Annotated in this window: 14 protein-coding genes and 1 pseudogene; 5 read left to right on the top strand and 10 right to left on the bottom strand. The window is 46.6% G+C overall.

The window, feature by feature from the left end; all coding sequences use genetic code 11:
- Positions 1-19: 19 nt before the first annotated feature.
- Positions 20-1,639, top strand: a complete 1,620-nt coding sequence (locus tag C2755_RS06800) for an NAD+ synthase (RefSeq protein WP_215320288.1) — start codon at positions 20-22, stop codon at positions 1,637-1,639.
- 70 nt (positions 1,640-1,709) lie between these two features.
- Positions 1,710-2,048 carry a P-II family nitrogen regulator gene (locus C2755_RS06805; protein WP_072583818.1) on the top strand — a complete coding sequence of 113 codons (339 nt, stop codon included), beginning with the start codon at positions 1,710-1,712 and terminating at the stop codon, positions 2,046-2,048.
- A 34-nt stretch (positions 2,049-2,082) separates the two neighbouring features.
- On the opposite strand, the gene C2755_RS06810 is transcribed toward C2755_RS06805, so the two are convergent.
- On the bottom strand, positions 2,083-3,105 hold the full coding sequence (locus C2755_RS06810) for a helix-turn-helix domain-containing protein (protein WP_215320290.1): 1,023 nt from the start codon (positions 3,103-3,105) through the stop codon (positions 2,083-2,085).
- Between the two features lie 78 nt (positions 3,106-3,183).
- Complete coding sequence (locus C2755_RS06815; RefSeq protein WP_215320292.1) at positions 3,184-3,813, bottom strand: response regulator transcription factor; 630 nt, start codon at positions 3,811-3,813, stop codon at positions 3,184-3,186.
- Positions 3,814-4,042: 229 nt separating this feature from the next.
- Here C2755_RS06815 and ilvD point away from each other — a divergent pair, with 229 nt between their 5' ends.
- The gene (gene ilvD, locus C2755_RS06820; RefSeq protein ID WP_215320294.1) at positions 4,043-5,734 is read left to right on the top strand and encodes a dihydroxy-acid dehydratase; all 1,692 of its coding nucleotides are present in this window, start codon (positions 4,043-4,045) and stop codon (positions 5,732-5,734) included.
- An 85-nt stretch (positions 5,735-5,819) separates the two neighbouring features.
- On the opposite strand, the gene C2755_RS06825 is transcribed toward ilvD, so the two are convergent.
- The 8 genes from C2755_RS06825 to C2755_RS06860 form a co-directional block, all read right to left on the bottom strand.
- Complete coding sequence (locus tag C2755_RS06825) at positions 5,820-6,296, bottom strand: copper chaperone PCu(A)C (RefSeq protein ID WP_215320296.1); 477 nt, start codon at positions 6,294-6,296, stop codon at positions 5,820-5,822.
- A gap of 37 nt (positions 6,297-6,333) precedes the next feature.
- Positions 6,334-6,810, bottom strand: coding sequence for a TlpA disulfide reductase family protein (locus C2755_RS06830; protein WP_215320299.1), 477 nt, complete (start codon positions 6,808-6,810; stop codon positions 6,334-6,336).
- The gene (locus C2755_RS06835; RefSeq protein ID WP_215320302.1) at positions 6,807-8,066 is read right to left on the bottom strand and encodes a sialidase family protein; all 1,260 of its coding nucleotides are present in this window, start codon (positions 8,064-8,066) and stop codon (positions 6,807-6,809) included. Before C2755_RS06835 ends, C2755_RS06830 begins: the two co-directional genes overlap by 4 nt.
- Positions 8,067-8,068: 2 nt before the next feature.
- Positions 8,069-10,261 (bottom strand): TonB-dependent receptor, encoded by a 2,193-nt coding sequence (locus C2755_RS06840; protein WP_215320304.1) that lies wholly within the window; start codon positions 10,259-10,261, stop codon positions 8,069-8,071.
- 79 nt (positions 10,262-10,340) lie between these two features.
- Positions 10,341-10,712: a DUF2946 domain-containing protein gene (locus C2755_RS06845; protein ID WP_215320305.1), complete on the bottom strand. Its 372-nt coding sequence runs from the start codon at positions 10,710-10,712 to the stop codon at positions 10,341-10,343.
- A 113-nt stretch (positions 10,713-10,825) separates the two neighbouring features.
- Positions 10,826-12,088, bottom strand: coding sequence for an oxalate/formate MFS antiporter (gene oxlT, locus C2755_RS06850; RefSeq protein WP_215320307.1), 1,263 nt, complete (start codon positions 12,086-12,088; stop codon positions 10,826-10,828).
- A gap of 549 nt (positions 12,089-12,637) precedes the next feature.
- Complete coding sequence (locus C2755_RS06855; protein ID WP_215320310.1) at positions 12,638-13,105, bottom strand: DUF1854 domain-containing protein; 468 nt, start codon at positions 13,103-13,105, stop codon at positions 12,638-12,640.
- Entirely contained in the window at positions 13,102-15,435 is a 2,334-nt protein-coding gene (locus tag C2755_RS06860; protein WP_215320312.1) for an ABC transporter ATP-binding protein, read from the bottom strand. Before C2755_RS06860 ends, C2755_RS06855 begins: the two co-directional genes overlap by 4 nt.
- A 204-nt stretch (positions 15,436-15,639) precedes the next feature.
- Between C2755_RS06860 and cphA (C2755_RS06865) the strand changes: the two are divergent.
- Positions 15,640-17,820 (top strand): annotated as a pseudogene (gene cphA, locus C2755_RS06865) (cyanophycin synthetase); the annotation flags it as partial.
- 12 nt (positions 17,821-17,832) lie between these two features.
- Positions 17,833-20,403 carry a cyanophycin synthetase gene (cphA, locus tag C2755_RS06870; RefSeq protein ID WP_215320316.1) on the top strand — a complete coding sequence of 857 codons (2,571 nt, stop codon included), beginning with the start codon at positions 17,833-17,835 and terminating at the stop codon, positions 20,401-20,403.
- The last annotated feature ends 19 nt before the right edge of the window (positions 20,404-20,422 follow it).

The raw sequence follows: 20,422 nt of genomic DNA on the forward strand, positions 1-20,422 counted from the left end.
AAAGGCTTTGTGATTCGGAGTGAGCACGCAGAAAATTGCCTTAGCCCAAATCAACCCATTACTGGGTGATTTGGCTGGCAACGCGCAACTCATTCACAAAGCCGCTCTAGATGCCAACTCACAAGGCGCCAAACTCGTAGTCACCCCTGAGCTTTCGCTCACCGGCTATCCCCCAGAAGACTTACTCCTCCGCCCTGCTTTTATTGAGGCGGCACAATCACAGCTCGAGCTCTTGATGAAAGAGCTAGCTCAGTACTCTGATCTAACAGTCATCGTCGGTCACCCCAAACAAACATCTGCAGGTTTGCAAAACTACGCATCTGTTTTACGAAACGGCAAAGTCATTGCGGGCTACGCAAAACAAGAATTACCTAACCATGAAGTATTTGACGAAGTTCGCTACTTCGTACCTGGTAATCAAGCTTGTGTTTTTGAATGCGAAGGTGTTCGCTATGGATTGATCTTGTGTGAAGATGCCTGGCATGCAGGTCCCGCTAAACAATCTCATGCTGCTGGCGCACAAGTATTGTTAGTCCCCAACGCCTCTCCTTACCACCTGCAAAAAGAAGCCTTGCGTATTGAAGTGCTCCGCGGGCATATTGCACAAACCAAAATGCCACTGGTTTACGTCAATGCCGTTGGCGGTCAAGATGAATTAGTTTTTGATGGCGGCTCATTTGCATTAAATAGTGATGGCAAAGTCGTGATGGCAATGCCTCAGTTTGAAACCGGCCTAGGCCTTGTTACCGTGACAGCAACTGGCGAGCTAGAAAAAGGTCTGATCACCCCACCCCAATCCGTTGAGGCACAGGCCTATCAAGCGCTGGTTTTGGGTGTACGTGACTATGTGACCAAAAATCGCTTCCCTGGCGTGATTATTGGCCTATCTGGCGGTGTAGATTCAGCTTTGGTATTGGCAATTGCCGTGGATGCCTTGGGTGCTGACAAGGTACGCACCGTCATGATGGCCTCTCGCTATACCGCCGATATCTCTTGGATCGATGCAAGGGAGATGGCCCAGAACTTAGGCGTGCAGTACGACGAGATTCCGATTAGCGGGCCGGTAGATGCTTTAGAAGCATCTCTAGCGGAGCAATTCAAAGGTTTAACAGTAGACGCCACCGAAGAGAATATTCAGGCACGCGTTCGTGGCACTCTGCTGATGGCCCTATCTAATAAAACAGGTCGACTTGTTTTGACTACCGGCAACAAGAGTGAAATGGCAGTCGGCTACTGCACACTCTATGGCGATATGGCGGGTGGCTTTGCAGTCATTAAAGATATCGCCAAGACTTTGGTGTATCGCCTATGCGCCTATCGCAACAGTATTACGCCAGTGATTCCGGAGCGAATTCTGACCCGCGCACCTTCGGCAGAGTTACGTCCAGACCAAAAAGATCAAGATAGCCTGCCCTCTTATGAAGTGCTGGATGGCATTGTTGAGCGCTATATGGAGCAAAACCAATCGATTGCCCAGATCATTGCCGCAGGCTTTGATGCCGAGAGCGTAGAAAAAGTAACCCGCTTAATCAAGCTTAATGAATATAAGCGTCGCCAAGCCCCACCGGGAGTCCGTGTAACCACTCGTGCCTTTGGCCGCGATTGGCGCTACCCCATTACCTCCCAATTTAGAGCCTAGAACGTTCAGCGGGTCGATTTTTGGTATTTCAGAGCAGATCTAGGTATGATTAGTGCATTAGGGAGAACACATGAAATTAATTACATCCATCATAAAGCCGTTCAAACTCGATGAAGTTCGTGAGTCATTGGCAGAAGTCGGTGTTACAGGTCTGACCGTTACTGAAGTTAAGGGCTTTGGCCGTCAAAAAGGCCATACTGAACTCTATCGTGGCGCTGAGTATGTAGTCGACTTTTTACCTAAAGTAAAAGTAGAAGCCGTGGTTTCTGATGACCGTGTTGAAGCTGCTATTGAGGCAATCACTAAAGCTGCACGCACCGGCAAGATTGGTGACGGCAAGATTTTCGTGACTGCAGTAGAGCAAGTGATTCGTATCCGTACCGGTGAAACCGATAACGCTGCGGTTTAATTCAACAAATTAAACCTGCGAACCTCTCAGGCCATCAACGTAGCTGAGAGTCTGTGGAGTTTGATGGAGCTGCAGGCTGAATCATTTCAGCCGGCTCCAAAATAATTGTCTTACTAGTTGTATTTCCCACGCGCACCTTTGCACCTTGGTAATACAAATCCACCTGATTTAAACCACCAGTTAAAACCTTTAATGGCGGCTTGCCATAAACACTCGTACCAACTCCAGGTTCTAGAGTTTTATTCTGGGTCTTACCTGTAGCATCCACCACACATACTGTTTGCGCAGTCTTTGATTGCAGATAAACCATGTCACCCGCTTTTTTAGGGGCTTCGGGCCTGTAATTGAGTGTAGATGCATCTGCAGGCGGGCATTCATTAGAAACGGTCGCTGGGGTCGGCTCTGGTGTTGCCGCTGGAGCTGGCTTGGCTTCTGCTGGAGCATCCACCGGGACAGGTTCTTGTGCCACCTCTTGAATAATGACAATCTCTTCTTTAACTGGCTCAGGAAAAAATAAGGGGCGCAAGTTCACCACAGAGAAAATCACTGCCACACCAATTGCCAACAGTAAAAAAAGTTTCTTTTTAGGTCCTACTGAAGCTTTTGATTTCTGGCTGTAATCAATCGCTTTTTGTGAGAATTTGCTAGCACTGACCTTCTCAGGTTTTAGTTTTGGTTCTGCGACTTTCTCTACCGCTACAGGGCTAGCCTCTTTTTCTTTTACTTTTTCGGTCTTTGCCTTTTTTTCTACCGCAGAGGCTTTTGTCTCCTCCTGCAATTTCTCCTCAACATCAGCTACTTTGATAGGCTGCACGACACCAGAAAAATCAAATGCCTCTTCAGGTGTGAGCCTGAGTAATCCAGCTACCTTTTTTGCTGCTGTGAATTTAACTTGATCACCGTAAAAAGAGCTGCTTTCACCATTCTCAATCTGCTCAATTTGGCGAGCAGATAGACAGGCCATTCCCGAAAGATCTTTCGTGCTGAGACCAAGGCTTTCTCTGGCTTTAGTAAATGCCTCTTTGCGAATCTCAGGAAGTTTGACTGGTTTATTCACTGCGCAGCAACCATCTCATATGGAATTAATAAGATTGATAGTAATACCAAAATGGGACAAGAGTAATTAGCCACAAAGCTAGGTGTTTAATGGATGGTTCTCAAGGTTGGATTCAAGATACTTCTTCACCAGCACTTGCAGGGAATCCGCATGCATTTTGTCCATCACCCTAGCCTTATGGACTTTAATGGTGGCATCCGTGGTTCCTAGTTTTACGGCAATATCCTTGTTTAGAAGGCCCTTAACAAGCCATCCACAGACCTCACGCTCTCTAGGAGTGAGGCTTTCGTAGTCTTTCTTAGCTTCAACATCCAGGGAAACTCGCTTGAGTTGACGACTATCAAAATCAATTGCGTCTGCAACTGCCTTTAAGAGCTCTTCTAAATTAAAGGGCTTGAATAAGAAATCCACCGCACCCCGCTTAAGACCCTGAACGATTTGGTGTGGGTGACTTTGGCCGCTAATAAATACGATAGGTGTCTTACGGCCACACTTTTGGAGCTTTTCTTGCAAATCTAGCCCGGTCATATCTGGCATTTGCATATCCAACAGAATTACTGCTGGTGACACTGGAACAGATTTCTCCAGGAAAACACTGGCAGATGCGTAGTCCTCAACCAGATAACCCAATTCACGCAGCATTCTCGAGAGCGAAATGCGCATGGATTCGTCATCATCAATTAGGTATATATGGCCGACTTTAGTCATTGAATTCAAAGGAAAAAGTGATTGATGACTTAATGTACTGCAGCCTCTTTTACTAAGCTATTAGCTCCTTAGCTAATATTTAGACCTAAATCTATGAATTCTTTGGCATTTTCATACTGCAGTGCAACATTTGTAGTAATTATGATGAGCTCATCGATCTAGAGCACCCTTAACCCATCTCACGGCACAATAGAGCCTTTCGACACAAACCTTTTCTGGAGTAATAAGCATGAAACGCCTTAATGAACGCTCGCGCATGGTCACCGAAGGGGTCGCTCGCGCACCTAATCGTTCGATGTATTACGCAATGGGTTACGAAGAAAAGGATTTCGTAAAGCCGATGGTTGGCGTTGCGAACGGCCACTCCACTATTACCCCTTGCAATAGTGGTTTACAAAAATTAGCTGACGCTGCTGTTGAAGCTCTAGAAGCGGCCGGTGCAAAAGCACAAGTATTCGGTACACCAACTGTTTCCGATGGCATCGGCATGGGCACTGAGGGCATGAAGTACTCCCTCGTCTCACGTGAAGTGATTGCTGATAGCATTGAAGTGTGTGTAAATGGTCTTTGGCAAGATGGTGTTGTCGTCATTGGTGGTTGCGATAAAAACATGCCAGGCGGCATGATGGCCTTAGCCCGCACTAATGTGCCCGGCATCTATGTCTATGGCGGCACGATTAAACCAGGCCATTACAAGGGCAAGGAACTCAATATTGTTTCTGCATTTGAGGCAGTTGGTGAATTTACTTCCGGTCGATTGAGTGAAGAAGATTTAAAGGGTGTTGAACAGCATGCCTGTCCAGGGAGCGGCTCTTGTGGCGGCATGTACACCGCAAACACCATGAGCTCCTCATTTGAGGCTTTGGGCATGAGCTTGCCCTACTCCTCTACGATGGCGAACGTTGATGCTGAAAAAGTAGCGAGTGCTGCCGAATCAGCGCGCGTACTGGTTGAGGCTGTGAAAAATAACTTGCGTCCCCGTGACATCATCACCAAGAAGTCCATTGAGAACGCTGTCAGTGTGATCATGGCAGTTGGTGGATCCACAAATGCAGTATTGCATTTCTTGGCCATCACCAGCGCAGCTGAAATCGATTGGACAATCGATGACTTTGAGCGTATTCGTAAACGCGTTCCTGTGATCGTTGATATGAAGCCATCCGGCACTTACCTTGCAACTGACTTGCATCAAGCCGGCGGCATTCCACAAGTAATGAAGATTTTGCTTGATGGCGGATTACTTCACGGTGACTGCATGACCATCACTGGAAAAACGATTGCTGAAGTACTAAAAGATGTTCCGTCAGTACCGCGCGCTGATCAAAAAGTGATTCGCACCTTAGACAATCCTTTGTACAAACAAGGTCACTTGGCAATCTTGAAGGGCAATATTTCTCCAGAGGGTTGCGTGGCTAAGATTACCGGCCTCAAGAATCCTTCGATCACTGGCCCAGCCCGTGTGTTTGATTCTGAAGATGATGCCATGGCAGCCATCATGGCCCAGAAGATCAAAGATGGTGACATCGTTGTGATTCGTTATGAAGGCCCTAAAGGCGGCCCAGGGATGCGTGAGATGCTTGCCCCAACCTCTGCTCTTGTAGGGCAAGGTCTAGGTGAGTCTGTAGGCCTCATCACTGATGGCCGCTTCTCTGGTGGCACCTGGGGTATGGTTGTGGGTCACGTAGCTCCTGAAGCCTACGTAGGCGGCACAATTGCCCTCATTCATGAAGGTGACTCGGTAACGATTGATGCCCATCAACTACTGATTCAATTGAACGTTGATGAAGCAGAAATTGCGAAGCGTCGCGCAGCTTGGGTGCAACCTAAGCCTCGCTACACTCGTGGCTTATTAGCAAAATACGCTCGCCTTGCAAGCACTGCAAGTAAAGGTGCGGTAACTGACTTGAACTTAGGTGACTAAGTTAATCAAGTAAAAGCCTTAAAAGAAAAAGCCCCCAGGTAAAACTAGGGGCTTTTTTATTGCGTGTACCACCCAATCAATTGACTTAGTGCTTCATAGCTCCAGCGCCCATTGCATTAACTGGCATCTTGACCTCAACATCACCTGCCTTAGCAAACTTCAGCTTCACGGGAACGGTTTCACCTGCAGCTAATGGAGCTTTAATGTTGATAAACATTAAGTGCAAGCCGCCAGGTTTTAATTCAACAGCGCCACCTGCTGGCACAGTAATATCTTTTACCTGACGCATCTTCATAACATTGCCCTCCATTGCCATCTCGTGGAGCTGCACTTCACCTGCAACAGGTGAGCTGGCAGAGATCAATTGATCAGCAGCGCCTTTATTTTCAATCTTCATAAAGCCACCGGCTACCTGCTGACCAGGAACTGTAGCACGGGTATAAGCATCTTCAATTTTGATAGCGTTAGTAGTGACGGTTTTGGAAACGTTTTGCGCCCATGTCGTCCCTACGAAAGCCATCCCCGCAACGGCACACAGTGTTACTAATAGTTTTGTCTTCATTTACATTCTCCCGGTAATTGATAAGCGATACATTTAATTATGGTTTAACCATCAAAGCATTTTGTAATTGCTGAAAGTCTACTAAGCCTGTTTTTCTGGTAGCTTTACCATTTTTATCGATCACTATGGTTGTAGGTGTTTCGCCATGCCATTTAGGATCGATTTCATAGCGCAGGCGCTCATCAAAAGGCGCTGCTACATAATAATTATTGGCTTTTTCTAGATTTGCTTTGCTCAACATTTTTTTCATCGACTCGATTGATACATCATCAACCTGAATAAAAACTACTTTAGCGCTTGGATTGTTTTTGATAAAAAGACCCCACTGCGGCATCTCTTTAACGCAGGATGGGCAAGTCACCCCCCAAAAATTAATAGCCAGAGGTCCACCATTTGCGGCTTTGATGATGGATTTCCAATCTCCCACCTGATAAGGCTTCAAAGAAACTGGATCAGCGAAGGCAAACCCAGTCATTGAGAGAATGAGAATAAAAATAAGCCAATATTTTTTCATTGCTTTTGTCCAATATTTATGAGTTGGTATCCATCATTACGCGTAAGCCAGGATAAAAATACTTGATTCCCTTGAGCTAGCAACAAGGGATGGTCACTGTACCCTGCTGTACTAGATAGTATTTTAGGAATTGCCCAAGTTTTTCCATCATCGCTAGATTCTTTTAAATATACGGATGATTGCACGCCATCAAACTCCTTCCATACCAACCAAACTTGCTGGCCCAATGCCAATAGATATGGCCTGGATACATTGGCAGTTTCAGCGCCTATGCGAGTAGGCTTGGAATAGGTGGCACCTTGGTTGGTGGAATTGGCATAAAAGACTCCAGAGCGCTTACTGCCTTGGGTATACCAAGCCACATGGAATGTACCGGTGTTTGATACTGCTATGGATGGTCCATGATGCGGGCAGGCATCCGTTTTCCAGTTGTCATCAGCCACCTTACGGATTGGTCCTGCACCTGAAGCAGAAATCACTTGGCTGGCCTGATCCCGAATGCCTCCAGGAAATATTGCTCTATACGCTAGCACTGGGTTGTCTTTTGGATCAAGGCTGCCACCAATGCGACAACACTCACAACTACTCTCATTAGCAAAGTGTTCTGCCTGAAAGCTTTTGCCGCCATCCTGAGAAAAAGAATAGGCAATTGAGCCGCCAAGACGATTTTGTCCACCCTGCTTTGCTGCAGAAACTAAACGTTTATCGATCCAAGAGATAAAAATATCGCCATTTGGCTTGATCAGAACCGATGGAAAGCGCTGACTGGAGCCATCATTTACTAAGGACACTGCTTTGGTGAATGTGTTTGCCCCATCGGTCGATCTAGCAGTATTGATTTGCGCATTCCAGTTTGCATCTTTGAAAAATGCATATGCCAAAAAGACATTCCCTTGTTTATCAGCAACAATTTGTGGACGTGCATCAGCGCCAGCATCTAATGATTTACCGTGCTCAGCAATTTTGACTGCTGGTGAAAATGTTTTTCCTAAATCAGAAGACTGCGCAACTGAGACCACGCCACTCGCGGTCCATACCAGCAATAGCCTTCCATCCTGCGTAAAAAATGGGGTTGCAGCATTGGCACACTCCAACCCAATTCCCTGGCAAACACTGCTCACTTTTGCTGGATTTGCACCGGCCATATGCGATGAATGATCCATTTGCGTTTGAGCTTGTGCAGCAAAGCTCAGCACTCCCGAAAGAAGCGCCCCGAGCAATAAGAATCGATTAAAAGAGTATGGGGTCGAATTCATAATTAGAAGATGATACGTGCACCTACAGTAATGCTCTGTGGTTGCCCGGCGATATAACTTCCTTGACTAGTTCCCGTACCGTAAGTGATGTAGCTTCGATTGAACATATTGATCACACTGGCAAATACTGAGGCTTCTGGCGTTAATTGATGGTTCACCTTTAAACCAACAACTGCATAGGAAGGAACTGGTAAGGTGTGTGCGCCATCCAACCAAGAATTACCAATATAACGAACATTGGCTGTCAGACTGGTCTTTGGAAGCGGCATATAGGTCACTCCTGCATAACCCATGTTTTGTGGCACACCGCCAACCTGAGATCCAATTGGATTTAAGGATGCACTAACCCCCGAGCCAATCCAAGTAAGAATGGTGTTCGTATGGGTATATGTACCATCAACAGCCCACTGAGTATTGAGATCATGATGTGCCTGTACCTCAAGCCCACGACTTTGAAGATTCTGATTATTGCCGTACAAGCTAAATGTTTGGCCATTAGCTCCGGTACAAACTGAGATTGGACAACCTGCAGCAGCAGCTTGTGCCTGAGAAACATTGGGTGCATAAACTGCGTTTTTTACATTCGCATTAAAGCCCGTGATCTGCACAAAGCCCGCATTCCAACGATAGTCAGTCCCTAGTTCATAGCCAGTCATGTTCTCGGGGCTCAGCAATGGATTGGCCAGGCTAACGCTCGTTGAATTTCCATAAGTACGAAGCGTGTTGTTCAAACCAGGCGCATGGAAACCCTGATAGGCCGCCCCCCTAAAGTCCCACTCCTTAGTAGCCTGTAATAACAAGCCCAGATTAGGGCTGAACTTATATGCAGTTTGATTAGGGACATTGGTGTAATTTTGAACACCATTTGCACCTGCGATCCAATAGGTTGGGGTCTGGCTTTGCCATTGATCCTCTCGAAGTGAGAGAGTAGCTTGCAATGGGATGGCATCTGTTTTAGCCTTCATTTGCGCCATCACACCATAAAACTGTTGCTGACCTTTTGCGTAATCAGAAGAGGTAACCACTCCATTTGCATATCCAGCAGCAGAACTAAAGGAATTCGTTAAATTCTGTGCAGCTACCTGTCTTCCATCAACACTAACTACTACCTGATTAATGGTTTGATCCTTTAAGTCATGGGTATATTGCGCAGATGCCCCTAGCGTTGAATAAGGATCGTTATAGTTGGCACTAATATAAGCTGGTGTTGCACCGCTATTACTGACATTTTGCTGCCAGAGAGTGGTGTTTTCGTAGAAAGCATTCACCTGAACCTTTTGGGTTGCGCTCAAACGCGTAGTTGCTCCTCCAGAAAAAGTAGTTTCTTGAGTTGTCTTGGTAGCAAAGTTATATCCACCAGATGGTAGATTTTGCATATTGTGGGAACCAAGATTAAAAAAAGCATCCGTATCAGAACTTAATTTCAAGGCTCCTTGAAGTCGGTAATTTGCACTGTTAGCGCTTTCAGGACCCATCCCAGGCAATAGAGGTGCTGACTGCCCTGCTCTATTCTTTGCTGGATAGACTGTTGCCGGAGAAATAGTAGGCTGGTTAATATAACCATCCGTATTAAAGTAGTCCGCAGATGCTCGTAGCTTTAATACGTCATTTACTGCCACTTCTTTTGAAGCAGCCACATTGCTTGTATTGTATGAACCATAACTGGCAGACACTTCGCCTTTGTTATCGTTAATGGGCTTGGTAGTGATGTTGATTAAACCACCCATGCCATAGTTGCCATAAAGATTGGAGACGCCACCGCGAACCAGTTCTACATCCTGCACTGCTGAGAGGGGGACAAGATTCCATTGAATGGTTCCATACATAGCGTCGTTTGCAGGCAGTCCATCGATCAATGCCAGAGTCCGCGCAGCACCAAGACCACGGACATTCAAACTCTGACCGGTGGGGTCCTTTTCATAATACGGTTGATCATTTAAAAATACACTTGCTTGATTCTTTAAGACCTGGTCAACCGTCATTTCCGGGGCGTTTTGAATATCTTCATTCGTCAAAATAGAAGTGTTTTGAGTCATGTCCTTTAGCTCGGTACCAGAGCGAGTGGCACTAACAACCACATCACCTATTTTTTGACCGTAGTCGGGTGGCTGCGCAATTTGTGCTTGCGCGTTGATTAGTACAGACCCAAATAGCACACCCACGCATACGCTGATTTTCTTTTGCTGAAATAACATTTACTGCTCCACTGAACAATACGACAACGTATTGATTAAATCGTTGCCAACTACATAGCTAGGCTATGCCCTAATTTGATTAGGCTTGTACTGGTGGAGCTGCTGAAGGCGGGGTTATCCAAACAGCAAGTGGTTTGGGTGATTGGTAGAAAAGCTGAGGCAGCAAAGCGAAAGTCTGCGGAGCTTCAAATCTGAGATTAGTGTTGAATGCCGGAGTGATAACGCTCTGCGCTACACAATACGGGCAAGGCTTCATTTGATTGGCAACGTCTTTCCCGTCATCTTGAACATCGATTTGCATCTTGCTGCCATCGACAGAACAAATCTCCATTGCAAAACCTTCGCCATGCTTAGCCACTGAAACCGCTTGAGATGCGGCTGGCGCCAGCGCGCTCATTGCGATTGCTAAGGCAGCAATCCAGTGAACGAAGCGGTTTTTGGAGGAACTCATGATGGAGGAATTCTATCTGATTTTCCCCAACCTCATCTTGGATTTGCCCTCGTATTGGTGCAGGCAATAAAAAAGGGTCCGAAGACCCTTTTTTATTAGGCTTTTAACCTAACTTACATAGCAGCAGAACGCTCGATGAGTTTGCGACGCATTGGACGCAATACAAACCAAGCCAAGATTGCAGCGGTACCGTTCAAGATACTAGCAACCCAGAATACCGCTTCCCAACCACCAGTAGTGGCTACCAATACGCTAGACAGTGGCACTAACAATGAAGCAGTACCTTTTGCTGTGTAGAGGAGACCTGCATTACCGGCAGCGTAAGTTGATCCAAATGTATCGGCGTTGGTTGATGGGAACAAGCTGTAAATCTCACCCCATGCAAAGAACACCAAACCAGTTAACAGCACAAACATGACCGGGTCATGACCGAGGTAGTACAAACCAAGAATACCTACGCACTCAAAAGAGAAGCAAAGGGTCATAGTTTGTTCGCGACCAATCTTGTCTGATACCCAACCAAAGAAAGGACGGGTTAAGCCGTTCAAAACACGATCAATGGTTAATGCAAAAGTCAGAGCTGGCAATGCTAGACCTAACAAGCTCACCGTTACGCCAGCAACTTGGAAGTCTTTAGCGATTGGAGCCAATTGAGCAGTTGCCATCAAGCCACCCGCAGCAACCATCACGAACATGAGGTACATGATCCAGAACACTGGTTGCTTAACCATTTCCATTGGACGGAAATCTTTACGAGTCTGCGCAACAGCAGCCTTAACTGCAGTAATAGCACTCTTAATTGGCTTGGAAAGGAATAGACTTAACAAGACAACGATTGCGCCTTGACCAATACCAAAGAACCAGAAAGTTTCTTGATAGCCTTGTTCAGCAATCATTTTTGCAATTGGAATTACGGTTAATGCAGAGCCCGCACCAAAGCCCGCAGCTGTAATACCTGCAGCCAAACCACGACGATCTGGGAACCATTTAAGCGCATTACCTACGCAAGTACCGTAAACAGCGCCAGCGCCAACACCGCTAACTGCAGCAGCCGCGTAGAGCATAGTTAGTGTGTCTGCATGGGAATTCATGATCCAGCCAAGACCGCACAAAAGACCGCCAACAAAAACCACTGGGCGAGGGCCAAATTTATCTACGAGATAACCTTCGATTGGTACCAACCAAGTTTCAGTCAATACGAAAATAGTGAACGCAACTTGGATCGCTGCGCGACCCCAACCAAACTTAGCGTCGATTGGGTTTACAAACAAAGTCCAACCGTATTGCAAGTTTGCAATCATCGACATACAAACAACGCCGATTAGTAGCTGAAACCAACGACCTCCTAAAGGTCCTGCAGTTTTCTCGCCGCTCATCCTGAATCTCCTATTTTTTACTTTTTTATAAATACTCATCACGCCCAAAAATTTGGGTTATGTGATTTTTAAGCATTTACACATTGGAATACTTGACACTAATCAAGATTCACTCAAATCCCCACTAGTGATTACCCTTGCCTTAAACCTATGAAATATAAGCTTTACAAGGGCAAATCAATAGATGTGCGGATCTACAGACGAGTGACGACAGAAAGCAAAAAAGCCACCCGAAGGTGGCTTTTGAAATGCTGTAATTTTTTAAATTACATGCCGCGGTAAGCGCCGTCAAAATCATAGTGACGAGCAGGCTTGTCTTGGCTTGGTTTGCTTTCAGAAAAAAGCTGGTTAATCATATTCAATAAAACAGTCATTTGAATCTCCTTAAGGGTTAGTACCTAGATTATAACCCTAATACTATTGCGGTGCAACAGGCCAAAAAAACAGGAAAAAGTGTAGTAAGTCTCTGTTTTTGTAGGGAATTATCTCAATTTAGGGGGAATGCCCCAGTGACACCTGCCGAACTGGGATTGGCGTGGCAAATCCTTTTTAGCGGAAGCGATCTAGCAGCTTTTTACTAACTTTATCCAATTGCGTAGAGTCTTTGATGAGAAATTGCAGTCCGTTGGAATCGGCAATAAGCAATGTATTGCCAGCAATTCGACGAATATCTTCCTCACCCTTGAGGCGAATTCGTGTTGGACCTCGATCCGTTTCGATATCCCAAATACTAGGAGTGGCGAACGTAGAAACCTTAGCGATCTTCTCAATGACTGGCATGAACTCGCGCTCAGCCAGTTCTTCCTCGATCAATCCAAGTTCTGCTTCAGAAATAGCGGTGACATCCGGGAACCAACAAAGCTCTTTTCCAGATTGATTCATGATGCCAATACCCGCAGCAGGCGCGGTAATTGGAAAAGCTCTGACAGGATGAACGCCAATGTGTCGCTCACCTTCACTGTCGATAAAGACTAGACGTCCTAGCGCATCACGTTCTAGCTGATGAGTCGTACTCATACCCCACCCCCAACTTGCTTAGCAACCTCTTCTAGCTTTTCTTCTTGCTCTTCTTCCAGGCTTTCACCAATAGCACCGCCTTCAACGAGCTCCGCAGCATGACGTAATTGAGCTTGATACAAGGTGTAATAAGCGCCCTGAGATTCCATCAATTGATCGTGAGAGCCTATTTCAACAATCTCGCCTTTATCTAAAACCACCAAGCGGTCCGCTTTTCTTAAAGTAGAGAGACGGTGAGCGATGGCAATAGTAGTGCGGCCCTTAACCAAGTTATCCAAAGCGCGCTGGATTTCTTTTTCAGTAGTGGTATCAACCGAGGATGTTGCTTCATCTAGGATCAAAATACTTGGATTAATCAGCAATGCACGAGCAATGGATATGCGCTGACGTTCGCCACCAGAAAGTGATTGACCGCGCTCCCCTACTAAGGAGTCATAACCTAAAGGAAGGCGAAGAATAAATTCATGGGCATGAGCGGCGCGTGCTGCCTCAATAATTTCTTCGCGAGTTGCATCTGGTTTACCGTAAGCAATATTCTCTGCAATCGTGCCAAAGAATAAAAATGGTTCTTGCAATACCAAACCAATACGCTTGCGATAGTCAGCAATTCTGATACTGCGAATATCACGACCATCCAAGGAAATCGATCCTGCGCTCACGTCATAGAAGCGGCAGATCAGGTTCACCAAAGTGCTCTTACCGGAACCACTATGACCTACTAGGCCAATCATTTCTCCGGGAGCAATATCCAAGTCAACGCCTTTAGAAACAGCACGATTACCGTAACGGAAGCCTACGCCACGCAGGGAGATGCGGCCTTTGACTTCACCCAAAGGCGCTGGATTGATAGGCTCAGGAACGCTAGAGACGTGATCCAAAATATCAAAAATACGTTTAGCGCCAGCAGCGGCTTTTTGTGTATGCGAAACAATCCGACTCATAGAATCTAAACGAATATAAAAACGTCCGATATAGGCCAAGAAAGCAATCAAAACACCAACAGAAATTTTCTGGTGCGCAACTTGCCAGATACCAAAACCCCACACCACTAGTAGACCGGTTTCAGTTAGCAAGGTTACCGTAGGAGAAAATAATCCCCATACGCGATTCACGCGATCATTGATTTGTAGATTATGTTTATTAGAATCCACGAAGCGCTTCAGCTCGCGATCCTCTTGGGCAAAGGCTTTGACTACCCGAATGCCTGGAATAGTGTCCGCCAAAATATTAGTTACTTCAGACCAGATGCGATCAATCTTTTCAAAACCAAAACGCAAACGATCGCGCACTATATGAATCATCCAAACAATGAATGGTAATGGTGCCAAGGTAACTAAGGCCAGCAAAGGATCAATGGATACCAGGATGGCCGCGGTCATGGTGATCATCAACACATCGGTAGCAAAGTCCAGCGCGTATAAGGAGAGGAAAACGCAAATACGATCGGTCTCAGCGCCAATGCGGGCAATCAAGTCACCAGTTCTCTTGCCGCCAAAGTATTCCAGCGAAAGTTTGAGTAGGTGCTCGAAAGTAGTATTGCGTAAATCAGCACCAATGCGCTCACTCACCAATGCAAGTAAATAGGTCTTCCACCAACCCAGACCCCAAGCAACAATTGCAGCGCCAAACAATGCCAACAGATACATGCTGGCCAAATGAAAATCAATAGGATTGCCGCGCTCATATGGAATCAACACATGATCCATTAATGGCATAGTGAGGTAAGGCGGAATTAAAGTCGCACCCGTAGATAGCAGGGTCAATACAAATCCCAGCAACAATTGTTTCTTGTAGGGCCGTGCAAAACGCCAGAGTTTAAATAGCGTCCAAGTAGATGGCGGTGCATCGTCCTCAGGATCACAAGTCGGACAAGAATCCGAATTCGCGGGCTTAGGACTTAAGCAAACTGGGCAAACTTGCTTGTCATACTCGCTGACCTCACCATTGCTAACTTCTTCACCACGAGTTAATTGCTTAAAACTGGACTGGAAGCGAAGCACTTGGGGATTAACCGCCAAGGTGAAATTCCAGGAACTCAGCAATTTATCGGGGGTTTCTAGGCGTAGATGCCCTACTCCAGCATGATCACCGTGGATTAAATGGGTGTTTTTCTCCAACTTCCAGGAGTGAAATACCTTGCCGTCCATCCAAAATAGACCTTGTTCGTTGAGCAAAAGCAGGCTTTTTTCAAAGCGTAAATCGGCGCCTAAATCGAGCTCAACCCACGCTAGCAGGGCTTCGGGGCTCTTTATCGGGGAAGTTTCAGCCTCCAAAATAGCCAGCCAATAGCTAGGTAGCACAGGGGCAAAAGGTAGGATTTGTGGCTTCATTGACCTTAAAAGTATAGTGGAGCTGAAATTTTTAGATTTATTGCTCCTGTCAACTTTAGAGGGTCAAAAGCCGTTAAATTGTCTAAGTAGGCCCTTTTATGAATTTTTGCCAATTTTGTGAGTTTTTCAAATAACTATTAGAAACAGAGAGACTGTCTGACGCGTCAACGCCAAAAGCTGGCGCCGACCATCGCAACACTGCATATGCCCCAATTACTAGATAAATCCATCGAGATTCTGAGCGTTAAGCATCTCCGTGGTCCCAATATGTGGACTTACCATCCCGTAATTGAGGTTTGGCTCGATATTGGCGATTTAGAGGACTACCCCTCTAACCTGATTCCCGGCTTTTATGACCGCCTAGTAAAAGCCCTTCCAAGTCTCGTTGAACATCGCTGTAGTTATGGTGAAACCGGCGGCTTCCTGAAACGCGTTGAAGAAGGCACATGGCCTGCACATATTATGGAGCACCTCACGCTTGAACTACAAAATTTAGCCGGCATACCTGGCGGCTTTGGTAAAGCACGTGACGGCGATAGGCGCGGTGTTTACAAAGTGATGGTTAGCGCAATCAATGAGGAGGTCACACTCACCGCCCTCAAATATGCGCGTGATCTTTATTTGGCCATAGCGCAAGACAATGCTGACTGCGTTGCTCTGGTGCAAACCATCATCGAAAATTTACGTGATCTTGGCGATGATCTTTTGCTGGGTCCAAGTACAGCATGCATTGTGAATGCAGCTGAAGAGCGCGGCATTCCATCAATTCGTTTATCTGAAGGCAACCTGGTTCAACTGGGTTACGGTGCTAAACAACGCCGCATCTGGACAGCAGAGACCGATCAAACAAGCGCAATAGCTGAAACCATTTCTCGCGATAAAGATTTAACTAAGAGCTTGCTACGTAGCGCTGGAGTTCCAACGCCTGAGGGCAGAACTGTTACCAGCCCTGATGATGCCTGGGAAGCGGCGCAAGATATTGGCTTACCTGTAGTGGTTAAGCCGATCGATGGCAATCATGGCCGCGGTGTATTTATCAATCTCTATACCCAACAAGAAATTGAAGCCGCTTACGCTGTTGCGATTGATGAAGGTAGCGAAGTATTGGTTGAGCGTCATATTGTTGGTGATGAGCATCGCTTACTAGTTGTAGGCAACAAAGTAGTTGCTGCGGCAAAAGGTGAAACCGTATGGGTCACTGGTGATGGCAAACATACCGTTCATGAGCTCATTCAAATACAGATTAATTCTGATCCCCGTCGCGGCACTGCGGAAGAACATCCTCTTAATCCTGTGCGCATAGATTCTGCAGTAGAGCTCGAGCTGGCACGTCAACAATTAAAGGGTGATAGTGTTCCTGCAATAGATCACAAAGTACTCATTCAGAGCAACGGCAACGTGGCATTTGACGTCACTGATTCAATTCATCCTGATGTTGCCAGTCAAGTAGCCTTAGCTGCTCGTGTCGTTGGTCTTGAAATTGCTGGCGTTGATTTAGTGGCTCAGGACATTAGCAAACCATTGGCAGATCAAAACGCTGCCATTGTTGAAGTCAATGCTGGTCCTGGCCTGCTGATGCATCTAAAGCCTGCCAGCGGCAAACCACAACCCGTTGGCAAAGAGATAGCAAATCACCTCTTCCCGCCTGGAGTGGATTTCCGCATTCCAGTAGTTGGCGTCTGTGGTGAACGAGGCAAAACCCCTGTCGCCGAAATGATTGCCCATTTCTTACGCTTAACTAATGTGTATGTTGGACTGTCTTGCAGTAAAGGATTGTTTTTCGGCAACCGCGCCATTCCCAATTCCAATGCATCGAATTGGGAAAATGCCCGACGCACTCTTCTGAATCGTGCAGTAGAAGCGGTGGTGATTGAGAACAATCATTTGTCAATGTTGATTGAAGGCTTAGCTTACGATCGTTGCCAAGTTGGCGTAGTTCTCAATGTCGATCCAACAGCCAACTTCCCGCAGTACGCTATTTACGATGAAGATCAAGTCTTTAGTGTCGTTCGTACTCAAGTTGATGTCGTTCTTCCAACAGGCGTTGCCGTACTCAATGCCGATGACCTAATGTGCGTGCAAATGGCCGAGCTTTGTGATGGTCAGGTGATTTTCTTTACTGAGAATTCGGACTCTGAGATTGTCAAAGCCCACTTAACAAACGGTGGTCGTGCCGTTGTCATTGGTAAACAGCAAATTACCTTGAAGTCTGGAATGCTGGATCAGAAATCTATTCCTGTGCCGCATCACTCAGAAGCCAACCACTCTACTCCTTGGAAAACCATGAATTTAGGTGCAGCTATAGCAGCAGCCTGGGCTCTGGAAATTCCATTTAACGTTATCGAAGCAGGCGCAGAAACATTCGTGCCTGACGCCACTACTGCTACAGGGGCTTAATTGGAAATTACCCGTATTCGCATGTTGCGCGGCCCAAATTTATGGAGCCGCCACACCGCCTTAGAAGCGATTGTTTCTTGTGATGAGTCTGAACGCTCAATCGACTCTATCCCTCAATTTGAAACCAAGATTCGCGAGCGCTTTCCTCAGCTAGGGAGCATGCGTCGCGGTGGCCACAATGAAGTGCTTTCTTTAGCCCATGCTCTTGAGCATGCAGCGCTTGGTCTTCAAGCTCAAGCGGGTTGCCCCGTTACCTTTAGTCGCACAGTGCAAACAGTCGATGTTGGTGTTTATCAAGTGGTAGTGGAATACACCGAAGAAGTCGTGGGTCGCATGGCTTTCGACTTTGGTTTTGCTTTGATTCAAGCAACACTCAACGATGCGCCATTTGATCTCGCTGCTGCCCTCTCAGAGTTAGAAGCTCTTTACGAAGACGTTCGCCTTGGACCAAGTACTGGATCCATTGTTGATGCCGCAGTACAACGTAACATCCCCTACCGCCGCATGACTGAAGGCAGCATGGTGCAATTTGGTTGGGGCAGCAAACAAAAACGTATTCAAGCTGCAGAGACTAGCGATACCAGCGCAATTGCTGAAGCGATTGCCCAAGATAAAGAACTCACCAAGAACTTACTTGCCGCTGCTGGCGTGTCAGTTCCTATTGGCGAAGTAGTTACCACCGCTGATGATGCTTGGCGTGCCGCTCAAAAAATTGGTGGTCCGATTGTTTTAAAGCCGAAAGATGGCAATCAAGGCAAAGGCGTTGTTGCCAACATTCAAACTGAAGAAGAAGTGCGCGCTGGCTTTGTTGTCACTCAAGCCTTTGGCCGTGAAACGATTGTTGAGCGCTATCTTCCTGGTGCAGACTATCGCCTACTCGTCGTTGGCAACCGCCTCTCGGCCGCTGCTCGGCGTGAGCCAGCACAAGTAGTTGGTGATGGCAGTCACACCGTTGCCGAACTTGTTGAAATCGAGAATAAAAATCCATTGCGTGGTGATGGTCATGCAACAGCATTAACCAAAATTCGCTTTGATGACATTGCCATGGCGCATCTTGCAAGCTCTGGTCTTACCCCACAATACGTGCCCAAGACTGGCGAACGCGTTCTGCTCCGCAATAATGCCAATCTCAGTACAGGCGGAACCGCTACTGATGTTACCGATGATGTACACCCGGATGTAGCAGCGAGCGCAGTCGCGGCCGCCCAGATGATTGGACTTGATATTGCTGGTGTAGACATCCTTTGCGAAAATATCTACAAGCCATTGGAACAACAAGGTGGCGGTATTGTTGAAGTCAATGCTGCGCCTGGTTTACGTATGCATCTCAAGCCTTCGTATGGCAAAGGACGTCCTGTTGGCGAAGACATCATCAATATGATGTTCCCACTAGGTGAAGATGGCCGCATTCCAGTGGTAGCGGTTACCGGTACAAACGGTAAAACCACTACCGTTCGCTTGATTTCTCATTTATTAAATGAAACTGGCCTACGTGTTGGTATGACAGGAACTGATGGTGTTTACATCAATCATCGCCTTATCGATACCGGCGATTGCAGCGGGCCTAAGAGTGCCAGAAATGTCCTGATGCATCCAGATGTTGATGCGGCTGTACTTGAAACTGCTCGTGGTGGAATGCTCCGCGAAGGTCTTGGCTTTGATCGCTGCGAAGTTGCGGTTGTAACCAATATTGGCGAAGGTGATCACTTGGGCCTTAATTACATTACCAGCGTTGAGGATTTAGCCATTCTCAAGCGCGTAATTGTGCAAAACGTTGCCCCAACTGGTGCCGCAGTGCTCAATGCGGCAGACCCAATGGTTGTGAAGATGGGTGACAAGTGTTCTGGTCGAGTGATTTTCTTTGCCCAAAATCAACATCACCCAGTTATTGCCGCTCATCGCGCCAAGAATAAAAAAGTTATTTATTTTGACGGCACCTATATTGTTGCGTCCAAGGGATCACGTGTGATGTATCGCTTCCCCATTAGCGAAATTCCCCTGACCCAAAATGGCGTACTAGGCTTCCAAATTGAAAATGCCATGGCTGCGATTGGCGCAGCCTGGGCCCTTGGTCTTGATGCAGAAAAGATTGCTCGCGGTTTACATAGCTTCGAAAGCGATCCGAATTCCGTGCCGGGGCGGTTTAATCAATTCCAACACAATGGCGCCACCGTCATTGCTGACTATGGTCACAACCCCGATGCTATGCGCGCCCTTACTAGCGCAGTTGAGGCCATGAAACCCAAGAAGAGCCACGTGGTCATTAGTGGTGCCGGTGATCGACGTGACGAAGATATCCGTGATCTAACTCGTATCTTGGGCAACTCATTTGACAACGTCATTCTTTATCAAGATGCCTGCCAGCGTGGTCGTGAAGATGGTGAAGTATTAAAGCTATTGCAAGAAGGCTTAGTGGGCGCCACAAAGGCCAAACAAGTCAAAGAGATTCATGGTGAATTTAAAGCGATTGATACCGCACTTAACGATCTTGCCGCTGGCGATATCTGCTTAATTCTGATTGATCAAGTGGAAGAGTCTCTTGCCTATCTTAAGCAGCAGGTAAGACCTTAATAACTACTTCTGCCAATAA

This window comes from Polynucleobacter sp. MWH-S4W17 (genome assembly GCF_018687535.1).
GTDB lineage: Bacteria > Pseudomonadota > Gammaproteobacteria > Burkholderiales > Burkholderiaceae > Polynucleobacter.

What these genes read in the sequence shown, in the direction of transcription:
- C2755_RS06825 (WP_215320296.1), bottom strand. Translation starts at nt 6,296, where the DNA reads ATGAAGACAAAACTATTAGTAACACTGTGTGCCGTTGCGGGGATGGCT.
- C2755_RS06860 (WP_215320312.1), bottom strand. Translation starts at nt 15,435, where the DNA reads ATGAAGCCACAAATCCTACCTTTTGCCCCTGTGCTACCTAGCTATTGG.
- ilvD (WP_215320294.1), top strand. Translation starts at nt 4,043, where the DNA reads ATGAAACGCCTTAATGAACGCTCGCGCATGGTCACCGAAGGGGTCGCT.
- C2755_RS06845 (WP_215320305.1), bottom strand. Translation starts at nt 10,712, where the DNA reads ATGAGTTCCTCCAAAAACCGCTTCGTTCACTGGATTGCTGCCTTAGCA.
- C2755_RS06855 (WP_215320310.1), bottom strand. Translation starts at nt 13,105, where the DNA reads ATGAGTACGACTCATCAGCTAGAACGTGATGCGCTAGGACGTCTAGTC.
- C2755_RS06840 (WP_215320304.1), bottom strand. Translation starts at nt 10,261, where the DNA reads ATGTTATTTCAGCAAAAGAAAATCAGCGTATGCGTGGGTGTGCTATTT.
- C2755_RS06805 (WP_072583818.1), top strand. Translation starts at nt 1,710, where the DNA reads ATGAAATTAATTACATCCATCATAAAGCCGTTCAAACTCGATGAAGTT.
- C2755_RS06815 (WP_215320292.1), bottom strand. Translation starts at nt 3,813, where the DNA reads ATGACTAAAGTCGGCCATATATACCTAATTGATGATGACGAATCCATG.
- C2755_RS06835 (WP_215320302.1), bottom strand. Translation starts at nt 8,066, where the DNA reads ATGAATTCGACCCCATACTCTTTTAATCGATTCTTATTGCTCGGGGCG.
- oxlT (WP_215320307.1), bottom strand. Translation starts at nt 12,088, where the DNA reads ATGAGCGGCGAGAAAACTGCAGGACCTTTAGGAGGTCGTTGGTTTCAG.
- C2755_RS06830 (WP_215320299.1), bottom strand. Translation starts at nt 6,810, where the DNA reads ATGAAAAAATATTGGCTTATTTTTATTCTCATTCTCTCAATGACTGGG.